Source organism: Catellatospora paridis, from assembly GCF_009720365.1.
Taxonomy (GTDB): Bacteria; Actinomycetota; Actinomycetes; order Mycobacteriales; family Micromonosporaceae; genus Catellatospora; species Catellatospora paridis.
This window is the reverse complement of the sequence record NZ_ML769324.1, coordinates 22,949-32,184: the sequence shown is the minus strand read 5'-3', so window position 1 is coordinate 32,184 and position 9,236 is coordinate 22,949. Positions and strand designations below refer to the sequence as shown.

The following is a 9,236-nucleotide window of genomic DNA, read 5'->3' as shown; positions in this document are numbered from 1 at the left end:
GCCCCCCCCCGGGGCCGGCACCGTGGTCCGCGCGGGGGGGGCCCCCCGGACTGGCGGCGGGGGCCCGCGGCGTTATTCCGGGGAGTGGGGTGGGTCACTTTCGATACGGGACGGTTTCGTATTTGTGGGGGCGGGCGTAGCGTCACTTCCGATACGGAACGGAACCGTATCGGAATCCTGGGGGATGGAAACACGTGGACTCTGCTAACACCGGGCACCCGAGGCGCTGGGCGATTCTCGGCGTGCTGGTGATCAGCCTGCTCGTGGTCGTGCTCGACAACACCGTGCTCAACGTGGCGATGCGTACGCTCGCCGACCCCGTCCACGGCCTGGGCGCGACCCAGAGCCAGCTGGAGTGGGCCATCAACTCGTACACCCTGGTCTTCGCCGGGCTGCTGTTCAGCTTCGGCGTGCTCGGCGACCGCTGGGGGCGCAAGCGCTTCCTGCTCATCGGCCTGGTGCTGTTCGGCATCGCGTCGGTGCTGTCGGCCTACGCGCAGGACCCCGGCCAGCTCATCGCGGCCCGTGCCTTCATGGGCGTCGGCGGTGCGGCGATCATGCCGGTGACGCTCTCGATCATCTCCAACGTCTTCGACCCGCGCGAGCGCGGCAAGGCGATCGGCATCTGGGCCGGCTCGGTCGGCCTCGCGGTCGCCATCGGCCCGCTGCTCGGCGGCTTCCTGCTGGAGAACTTCTGGTGGGGCTCCGTCTTCATCATCAACGTGCCGATCATCCTGTTCGGCCTGGTCGCAGTGGGGTTCCTGGTCCCCGAGTCGCGTGACCCGCAGCCGGGCCGCATCGACCTGGTCGGCGTGGTGCTGTCCGTGGTCGGCCTGGTGGCGCTGGTGTACGGCATCGTCGACGGCGGCGAGCACGGCTTCGGCAGGCCCGAGGTCTGGGCCTCGCTGATCGGCGGCGCGGCGGTGCTCGCGGCGTTCGTCTGGTGGGAGGGGCGCACCACGCACCCCTCGCTGGACGTGAAGCTGTTCCGTGACGCCCGGTTCTCGGCCTCGGTGGCCAGCATCGGCCTGCTGTTCTTCGCCTCCATGGGCTCGTTCTTCTTCGTCGGCTTCTACCTGCAGCTGGTGCGGGACTACTCGCCGATGCAGAGCGGGGCGCTGCTGGTGCCGTTCGCGGTCGGCCAGATGGTGTTCGCGCCGCTGAGCACGAACCTGGTCAAGCGGTTCGGTGTGCGCACCGTGGCGGCGACCGGCATCCTGGTGGCCGGGGTCACCTTCGCGGTGCTGGCCACCCTGCAGGTGGACACCCCGATCTGGATCGTGGTGGTGAACTTCTTCTTCATGGGCGCCGGCATGGCCAACGTGATGCCGCCCGCCACCAACACCATCATGTCGGTGCTGCCGCGGGAGAAGGCCGGCGTCGGCTCGGCCGTGTCGAACACGGTCCGGCAGGTCGCCGTGGCCATGGGCGTGGCCGTGCTCGGCTCGGTCGTGGCCGGGGTCTACCGGGGCGAGATCGAGCCCGCGACGGCTGCGCTGCCCGAGCCGATCCGCGACATCGCCAACGAGTCCGTCGCCGGGGCGTACGGCGTGGCCGGCAACCTCGGCCCGGCGGGCGCACCGCTGGTGACCGCGGCCAACGACGCCTTCGTGCACGCCATGCACTGGGCGGCGCTCGGCTCCACGCTGGTGGCGTTGATCGCGGTCGCGGTGGTGCTGCGCTGGATGCCCAAGAAGCTGGCCCAGGGTGCGGGCGGTCCCGGTGGGGCGCCCGGCGCCGGTGGTCCCGCGGTTCCGGCCGGGGTTCCGGTGAACCGCTCGGTTCCCGCCGCGGACGGTGATGAGGGCGACGTCCAGCGGCCGTCCCGGTTGTCCACGGTCGGGTAAGGTTCCGTTCACCATGACTGAGCTCGCTGATTTGCCGGCGACGACGGGAGCTGCGCGGACGCAGGGGCGTCCGCGCAGCTCCCGCGCGCATGAGGCGATCCTGGAGGCCGTCCTCGACCTGATCGAGGAGGGCACCACCGTCGAGGCGTTGAGCATGGAGGCGATCGCGGCCCGTGCCGGTGTGGGCAAGGCGACCATCTACCGGCGCTGGGCGGGCAAGGACGAGCTGCTGCTCGAGACGCTGGTCAAGCTCAAGGGCCCGCCGACGCAGCCGCTGGGCGACTCGGTGCGCGCCGACCTGATCCGCCTGCTCAGCGTGGTGGGACAGAAGGACCAGCGGGCGGTCCGGGTGATGCCGTGCCTGATGCCGGAGGTGTCGCGCAGCCCGGAGGCCTACCGGATCTGGCAGGAGGCGATCACCGAGCCGCGCCGCGAGGTGATGCGCGAGGTGCTGCGCCGCGGTGTCACCGACGGCGAGCTGCGCGCCGATCTCGACATCGAGGTCGTGGTGTCGATGCTGATCAGCCCGCTGTTACTGCACCGCATGGTGCGCTGGAACCCCCGCCTCGACGACGTCGACGACCTCACCGAGCAGATCGTGGACGTGGTCCTGCAGGGCGTCGCCGCCTGAGACCCGGCCCGGCGAGCCCCAGCCGGCGACGCGTTTCTGCGAAGGACGGGCACCTTCACATCGCTAGGTGTCGCAGAAGGTGCCCGTCCTGACCGCGGAGCGGTTGCGGCGCAGCTGAGGCGTCCCCTCGGCGGCGTTGCGGCACCCTGATCCGCAACGACGCCGAACCCCCGTCCGCCGTGGCCGCGCCGCCGTCAGACCGGCGCGTGGGACTTGAGGAACTCGGCGAGCTTCGCCCGCACGGTGTCCGTCGCGGCCGGGCCGCCGAGCGCCACGAGGAACACCCCGTGCCAGTCGGTCGGCACGATCAGCAGCTCCTTGACGGTCGTCTTCGGGGTCAGCCCGTACAGCTCACGGGCGCTGTCGGCGAAGCTGCTCTCGAACTCGCCCGCGGCGTAGAGCACCGGCATGGTCAGCTTCGGCGCGGCGTCGAGGGCGTTCGCGCCGAACATCGCCGGCGCGGACAGCGCGACCACGGCCAGCGGGGCGGGCGTCACGGTGGGCGCGGCGGCCAGCACCGCGGTGCCGCCCATCGACGCGCCGACCAGCACGATGCCGGTCGCGCCGTCGGCGCGCAGGGTGGCCGCCGCGGCCGCGACCTGCTGCGGGGTGCTCGCGTCGCCGGACGTGGAGACCCCGAACCCGCCGAAGTCGAACGCGAGCACCCGGTAACCCTGGCCGGCCAGCTCGATCGCGTACGGCAGCCACTGGCAGACGTCGCCGCCGTTCTGGTGGGCCAGCACGATCCCCGTCTGCCCGCTGCCGAGGATGACCCCGCCCAGGTCGGCCCCGTGCTCGCCGAACCGCGTCTGCCGCGCGCCGGCGGGCAGCTCGCAGGCCGCGCCCGCGTTCAGGCCGGTCGGGCTCGGGGTGGGCGCCGGGTCGCCGCCCGAGCACCCGGCCAGGGCGACGGCGATGGCGGCAGCGGCCAGCAGACCCGGTCTGCGCATGTGCACTCCTCAGTGGACGGACGGACCCTGTCGTCTGTCAGTACCGCCGAGGAGCGGACGGGGGTGGGGTGTCAGTCGGAAAGTTGTTCGGCGTTCGTGCCGAGCCGGTGCAGGCGCAGCGCGAGCTGCACCTCCAGGGCCCGGTCGGGACGCTGCCAGTCGGCGCCGAGCAGCTGGGCCACCCGGTCCAGCCGCTGGGTGACCGTGTTGACGTGCACGTGCAGCTGCTCGGCGGCGCGGGCCAGGCTGCCGCCCGTGCCGAAGTAGCACTCCAGCGTCTTGACCAGCGTGGTGCCGCGGCGGGTGTCGTAGTCGACGACCGAGCCGATGGTGTCGCGCAGGAACCGGGTCACGTCCGGGTCGCCGCCCTCGCGGACCGCGCCCAGCAGCAGCCCGACGAAACCCAGCTCGGCCGTGGAGGCCCCGTCGCCGACGCGGCCCAGCGCGGCCAGCGCGGTGGCGCAGTGGTCGGCCTCCTTGAACGCCGTGGCGAGCCCGGCGGGGTCGGCGGCGGGTCCGGCCGCGCCCGCGGTGACCGGGCGGCCCAGCACCCGGCCCAGTTCCCGGGCGACCGAGCGGGCCAGCGCGCCCGCGTCGGTGCCGGGCACCATCAGCACCACCCGGCCGTCGCGGGTGGCGGCCAGCCCGGCATGCGTGCCGGCGAAGGTGTGCGCCCACGACACCGCCCGCTGCCGGGCCGGACCGGAGACGGCAGCGGCGTCGTCGACGCAGACCAGCACGTGCGGGCGGGACAGGTCCACGTTCAGCCGCCGGGCCCGGGCCCGCAGCGACTCGGGGTCGCGTACCGGCCGGGCGATGAGGTCGTCGAGCAGTTCGCCGCGCACCCGGCCCTCCGCCTCGGCGACGGTGCGGCGGAACAGCAGCAGCAGCGCGGTGACCAGCGCGGCGCGCTCCAGGATCTGCTGGTCGGCGTGGCCGGTGTCGTCCCGCGGCCGCCAGACCAGCGCGCCGAGGTTCTCCGCCCCGGCGACGACGGCGGCGAACCACAAACCGCCCCGGCGTACGGCACGCCCGTCCGCCCGGGACACCGCCAGCGCCTCGGCCACCACCGCGGCGTCGGGCAGCAGCACGGCGCCGTCCGGCGCGAGCGCGCTCGCGACCGCCTCGGCAGGCGCCACCCGCGCGAAAGCGCCGTCGGTGATCGTGGCACTGGTCGGGAACCCACCCGCGTGCGCCAGGCCGCCGGACGGCAGGTCCCCGCCGACGGCGGCCAGCGTGCGACCGTCGGAGTCCAGCACGACCAGGCGTCCGCCGAGCACGTCGGTGACGGCGGCGGCAACCTCCTCGACGCCGCCGCCGCGCAGCACCAGCGCGGTCATCCGGTCGTGCGCGGCCGCGGCGCGCTCCACCGACGCGCTGTGCGCCGAGATCTTGGTGTGCGCGGCGGACAGTTCGGTCAGCGCGGTCTGGGTCTCGCCGAGCAGCCGGGCGGTGTCGATGGCGACCGCGGCGTGCGCTGCGAGGGACACCAGCAGCGACACCTCCTCGCGGGCGAACGGGCGCTCGGAGCGGTTCGCCGCGTACAGCACGCCGATGACGCGGGAGCCCAACCGCAGCGGCACGCCGAGGATGGCGACCAGGCCCTCCTCACCCACGCCCGCGTCGATCTCGCCGGTGTGGTGGAAGCGGCGGTCCTCGGGGTAGTTCGCCGTGGCGTAGGGCGTGCCGGTCTGCGCGACCAGGCCGCCCAGGCCCGCGCCCAGCGGCAGCCGCAGCCGCTGGAACTTGGCCGAGACGGAACCGTCGGTGACCCGCATGTACACGTCGCCGGCGGCGTCGTCGCTCATGGTCAGGTAGGCGATGTCGGTGCCGAGCAGGTTGCGCGCCCGGTGCACGATCGCGTGCAGTACCGCGTCGAGGTCGCGCAGGCCGGCCAGGTCGCCCGCGGTGTCGTACAGGCCGGACAGCTCCGCCTCGCGGCGGCGGCGGCGCTCGAGCAGCGCCCGCACCCGCAGCGCGGCGAGTTTCGCCTCCTCCAGCTCGGCGATCTCGTCCGGGCCGGCGCCCCGCGAGCGCGCCTGGACCAGCGGCCCCTCGAATTCGACCGGGGCCGCCTCGCGCTCGAGCAGTTCGAGGAACCGGATGGTCGAGGAGGGCATGGCTCGCATTCCTACCCCGCCGATCACTGGGCTGTCCAGCCGCCGTCCATGGCGATGGACGTGCCGGTGATGAACGAGGCGGCGTCGGTGCACAGGTAGGCGGCCAGCTCGGCGACCTCGGCCGGCTCGATCAGGCGCTTGATCGCCGCCTTGGCCAGCATGATCCGCTCGATGACCTCGGTCTCGTCGATGCCGTGCGAGCGCGCCTGGTCGGCGATCTGGCCCTCGACCAGCGGGGTGCGCACGTAGGCGGGGTTGATGCAGTTCGAGGTGACGCCGTACGGTGCGGCCTCCACGGCGATGACCTTCGACAGGCCCTCGAGGCCGTGCTTGGCCGACACGTACGCCGACTTGAAGGCCGACGCGCGCAGTCCGTGCACCGAGGAGATGTTCACGATCCGGCCCCAGCCCTGGGCGTACATGTGCGGCAGCGCCCGGCGCACCAGCCGGAACGGCGCGACGAGCATGACCTGGTGCAGGTAGTTGAAGCGCTCGGGGTCGAAGTCCTGCAGCGGCGCGACGTGCTGCAGGCCCGCGTTGTTGACGATCACGTCGACGGCCGGGTCGAGCTCGTCGAGGGCGTCCGGTTCGGCCAGGTCGGCGACCACCGCGGTGCCGCCGATCTCGCCGGCGACCAGCCGGGCCGAGGCCGCGTCCCGGTCGACCACGAGCACCTTGGCCCCGGCCTGCGCCATCCGGGCCGCGCAGGCCCGGCCGATGCCGCTGCCGGCGCCGGTCACCAGTGCGGTGCGGCCGGTGAGGTCGAGTCGAACGAGTGGCGGCGTCGCGGTCGTCATGGTGCGTGAACCTACGAGCCGCGCGGGAGCGCGCACATGGGTCGCGCCCACACAGTGTGCCGGGAACGGATGTGGCGGGACGTGGCTCGGCCGCGCTGACGGTGGTGTCCGCTAGGGTGTCGTACACACGTACGGCGAAGTGGACGGAGCAGCGGGTGCAGGTGCGGCAGCGGCGGGTGCTCGGCGTCGATCCCGGTCTCACCCGGTGCGGCGTGGGGGTCGTCGAGGGTGTGCCCGGCCGGCCCTGCGTGATGATCGACTACACCGTCATCGGTTCCGATCCCGACGCCGACCTGGCCGACCGGCTGCTGCACCTCGACCGCAACCTGGCCGAGCTGATCGCGCGCCACCAGCCCGAGAGCGTCGCCGTGGAGCGGGTCTTCAGCCAGCACAACGTGCGCACGGTGATGGGCACCGCGCAGGCGGCCGCGGTCGCCGTGCTGGCGGCCGCGCGCGCCGGGCTGCCGGTGCGCACCTACACTCCCAGCGAGGTCAAGGCCGCCGTGACCGGCTCCGGTCAGGCCGACAAGAAACAGGTCACCACGATGGTCACCCGGCTGCTGCGGCTGGACGCGCCGCCCCGCCCGGCGGACGCGGCCGACGCGCTGGCGCTGGCCATCTGCCACATCTGGCGCGGTGGCACGCGCGACCGGCTGAGCGAGGCCATCCGTACCGCGAAGGGCAGGCAGTGATGATCGCGAGTGTGGCGGGGACCGTCGCCTCGATCGGCGCGGACGCGACCGTGGTCGAGGTGGGCGGGGTGGGCCTGCGCCTGCTCTGCGCGCCGGGCACGCTGGCGTCGTTGCGGGTCGGCCAGCAGGCCCGGCTGTCGGCCACCCTGATCGTGCGCGAGGACTCGCTGACCCTGTTCGGCTTCGCCGACGACGACGAGAAGCAGCTGTTCGAGCTGCTGCTGACGGCGTCCGGAGTGGGCCCGAAGCTGGCCCAGGCCGCGCTGTCCGTGCACACCCCCGACGTGCTGCGCGCCGCGCTGTCGCACGGGGACGTCTCGACGCTGACCCAGGTGCCGGGCATCGGCAAGAAGGGCGCCGAGCGGATGGTCCTGGAGCTGCGCGACAAGGTCGGCCCGGTGGCCGCGGTGCCGGCCCAGGGCGGCCGCCCGCAGGCGTGGACCGAGCAGGTGCGCCAGGGCCTGGTCGGGCTCGGCTGGAGCCAGGCGCAGGCCGACCAGGCGGTCACCGCGGTGGCCGAGACGATCGACGGCCCGACCCCGCCCGTGCCCGTGCTGCTCAAGCAGGCGATCCGGCTGCTGGGTAAGACGCGATGACCGACTCACTGGTCAGCGCGCTGGCCTCGCCGGAGGAGCGCGACGCCGAGGCGTCGGTGCGCCCGAAGCGGCTGTCGGAGTTCGTCGCCCAGGAGCGGGTGCGCGAGCAGCTGGAGGTGCTGCTGCACAGCGCGCTGCGGCGCGGCTCGCCGCCGGACCACATCCTGTTCTCCGGCTCGCCGGGGCTGGGCAAGACCACCCTGGCCATGATCGTCGCGGCGGAGCTGGGCGGGGCGCTGCGGATGACGTCGGGCCCCGCCATCGAGCGCTCGGGCGACCTGGCCGCGGTGCTGACCAGCCTGCAACAGGGCGACGTGCTGTTCATCGACGAGATCCACCGCATCGCGAAACCGGCCGAGGAACTGCTCTACAGCGCGATGGAGGACTTCCGGGTCGACGTGATGGTCGGCAAGGGCCCCGGCGCGACCGCGATCCCGCTCGACGTGGAGCCGTTCACGCTGGTCGGCGCGACGACCCGGGCCGGCCTGCTGACGGGCCCGATGCGGGACCGGTTCGGTTTCGTCGGGCACCTGGAGTTCTACAGCGCGCCGGAACTGGCCTCGCTGCTGCAGCGCTCGGCGCGCATCCTCGGGGTGGCGGCGACGCAGGAGGGCATCGCGGAGATCGCCGGGCGGTCCCGGGGCACACCGCGTATCGCCAACCGCCTGCTGCGCCGCGTACGCGACTACGCCGAGCTGCGCGCGGACGGGGTGGTCAACGTGACCTCGGCGCGCGCCGCGCTGAAGGTGTACGACGTCGACGACATCGGGCTGGACCGCCTCGACAAGGCGGTGCTGGTGTCGCTGGTCGAGCTGTTCGGCGGGGGCCCGGTGGGGGTGTCCACGCTGGCCGTGGCCGTGGGGGAGCAGCCGGACACGGTCGAGGAGGTCGTCGAGCCGTTCCTGGTGCGGGCGGGCCTGCTGGCGCGTACGCCCCGGGGCAGGGTGGCGACGGCGGCCGCGTGGCGTCATCTCGGTAAAAAACCACCAAATGGTACTTTTGGTGCTGGTGCTATCACGGCACCCGACTTGTTCACCGTCGACGGACAGCCGGACACGTAAGCGGACCTCGCGTTCGTGATCTTAACGTGACCTACACCGCAAGTGTGCGATCGCTCGCGTACCGACTAGACTTCGCGCGGTCCGAACGGACGACAGATGCCACCGCCGGCGTGCACAGCCGCGCGGCGGGGCCGTGTGGAAAGGTCACAAAGTGGGCGGTAATTCCGGCAGCGCGTTGCCGACGATCATCATGTTCGCCCTGCTCTTCGGCTTGATGTACTTCATGTTCATCCGGCCCCAGGCGAAGCGTCGCAAGGAGGCCGAGTCGATGCAGAAGTCGCTGGGCGCCGGCGACAAGGTGATCACCATCGGCGGTCTGTACGGCACGGTGGTCTCCACGGACGACGAGAGCATCACCCTCGAGATCTCGCCCGGCGTGACCGCCCGCTACGCGCGCGCGGCCGTGGGCCGGGTGACCGAGCAGGTCACCGTGCCGACCGAGCACGTGGTGGACAACCCCATCAAGGAAGAAAAGTAACTCGCTGACCCCACGCCACGGCTGAGGCGCATCTCTTCCGCGCCGGCCGTGGCGCATCCCCATC

General features: G+C 72.9%; 8 protein-coding genes and 2 pseudogenes. 6 read left to right on the top strand and 4 right to left on the bottom strand.

Annotated features, from left to right (window positions below):
• The first annotated feature begins 194 nt into the window (after positions 1-194).
• The gene (locus tag F9C41_RS27230) at positions 195-1,847 is read left to right on the top strand and encodes an MFS transporter (RefSeq protein ID WP_230690058.1); all 1,653 of its coding nucleotides are present in this window, start codon (positions 195-197) and stop codon (positions 1,845-1,847) included.
• 13 nt (positions 1,848-1,860) lie between these two features.
• Complete coding sequence (locus tag F9C41_RS27225; RefSeq protein WP_155389705.1) at positions 1,861-2,478, top strand: TetR/AcrR family transcriptional regulator; 618 nt, start codon at positions 1,861-1,863, stop codon at positions 2,476-2,478.
• A 194-nt stretch (positions 2,479-2,672) separates the two neighbouring features.
• Here F9C41_RS27225 and F9C41_RS27220 read toward each other — a convergent pair whose 3' ends face one another.
• The 4 genes and pseudogenes from F9C41_RS27220 to F9C41_RS27210 all read right to left on the bottom strand — a co-directional run bounded on the left by F9C41_RS27220 (position 2,673) and on the right by F9C41_RS27210 (position 6,345).
• Positions 2,673-3,428 carry an alpha/beta fold hydrolase gene (locus tag F9C41_RS27220; protein WP_155389704.1) on the bottom strand — a complete coding sequence of 252 codons (756 nt, stop codon included), beginning with the start codon at positions 3,426-3,428 and terminating at the stop codon, positions 2,673-2,675.
• A 71-nt stretch (positions 3,429-3,499) separates the two neighbouring features.
• Positions 3,500-4,495: pseudogene (locus F9C41_RS42230) on the bottom strand (PucR family transcriptional regulator); the annotation flags it as partial.
• A 156-nt stretch (positions 4,496-4,651) separates the two neighbouring features.
• A pseudogene (locus F9C41_RS42225) lies at positions 4,652-5,548 on the bottom strand (GAF domain-containing protein); the annotation flags it as partial.
• Positions 5,549-5,571: 23 nt separating this feature from the next.
• On the bottom strand, positions 5,572-6,345 hold the full coding sequence (locus tag F9C41_RS27210; protein ID WP_155389702.1) for a 3-hydroxybutyrate dehydrogenase: 774 nt from the start codon (positions 6,343-6,345) through the stop codon (positions 5,572-5,574).
• 161 nt (positions 6,346-6,506) lie between these two features.
• Here F9C41_RS27210 and ruvC point away from each other — a divergent pair, with 161 nt between their 5' ends.
• The 4 genes from ruvC (at position 6,507) to yajC (ending at position 9,172) form a co-directional block, all read left to right on the top strand.
• On the top strand, positions 6,507-7,037 hold the full coding sequence (gene ruvC / locus F9C41_RS27205; protein WP_155389822.1) for a crossover junction endodeoxyribonuclease RuvC: 531 nt from the start codon (positions 6,507-6,509) through the stop codon (positions 7,035-7,037).
• A complete protein-coding gene (gene ruvA / locus F9C41_RS27200; protein ID WP_155389701.1) occupies positions 7,037-7,633 on the top strand; it encodes a Holliday junction branch migration protein RuvA in 597 nt (198 codons plus the stop codon). Before ruvC ends, ruvA begins: the two co-directional genes overlap by 1 nt.
• Positions 7,630-8,694, top strand: a complete 1,065-nt coding sequence (gene ruvB, locus F9C41_RS27195) for a Holliday junction branch migration DNA helicase RuvB (protein WP_155389700.1) — start codon at positions 7,630-7,632, stop codon at positions 8,692-8,694. The genes ruvA and ruvB overlap by 4 nt, the downstream gene beginning before the upstream one ends.
• A 190-nt stretch (positions 8,695-8,884) precedes the next feature.
• Entirely contained in the window at positions 8,885-9,172 is a 288-nt protein-coding gene (yajC, locus tag F9C41_RS27190; RefSeq protein ID WP_155389821.1) for a preprotein translocase subunit YajC, read from the top strand.
• The last annotated feature ends 64 nt before the right edge of the window (positions 9,173-9,236 follow it).

What these genes read in the sequence shown, in the direction of transcription:
- yajC (WP_155389821.1), top strand. Translation starts at nt 8,885, where the DNA reads ATGTTCGCCCTGCTCTTCGGCTTGATGTACTTCATGTTCATCCGGCCC.
- F9C41_RS27220 (WP_155389704.1), bottom strand. Translation starts at nt 3,428, where the DNA reads ATGCGCAGACCGGGTCTGCTGGCCGCTGCCGCCATCGCCGTCGCCCTG.
- F9C41_RS27225 (WP_155389705.1), top strand. Translation starts at nt 1,861, where the DNA reads ATGACTGAGCTCGCTGATTTGCCGGCGACGACGGGAGCTGCGCGGACG.
- F9C41_RS27210 (WP_155389702.1), bottom strand. Translation starts at nt 6,345, where the DNA reads ATGACGACCGCGACGCCGCCACTCGTTCGACTCGACCTCACCGGCCGC.
- ruvB (WP_155389700.1), top strand. Translation starts at nt 7,630, where the DNA reads ATGACCGACTCACTGGTCAGCGCGCTGGCCTCGCCGGAGGAGCGCGAC.
- ruvA (WP_155389701.1), top strand. Translation starts at nt 7,037, where the DNA reads ATGATCGCGAGTGTGGCGGGGACCGTCGCCTCGATCGGCGCGGACGCG.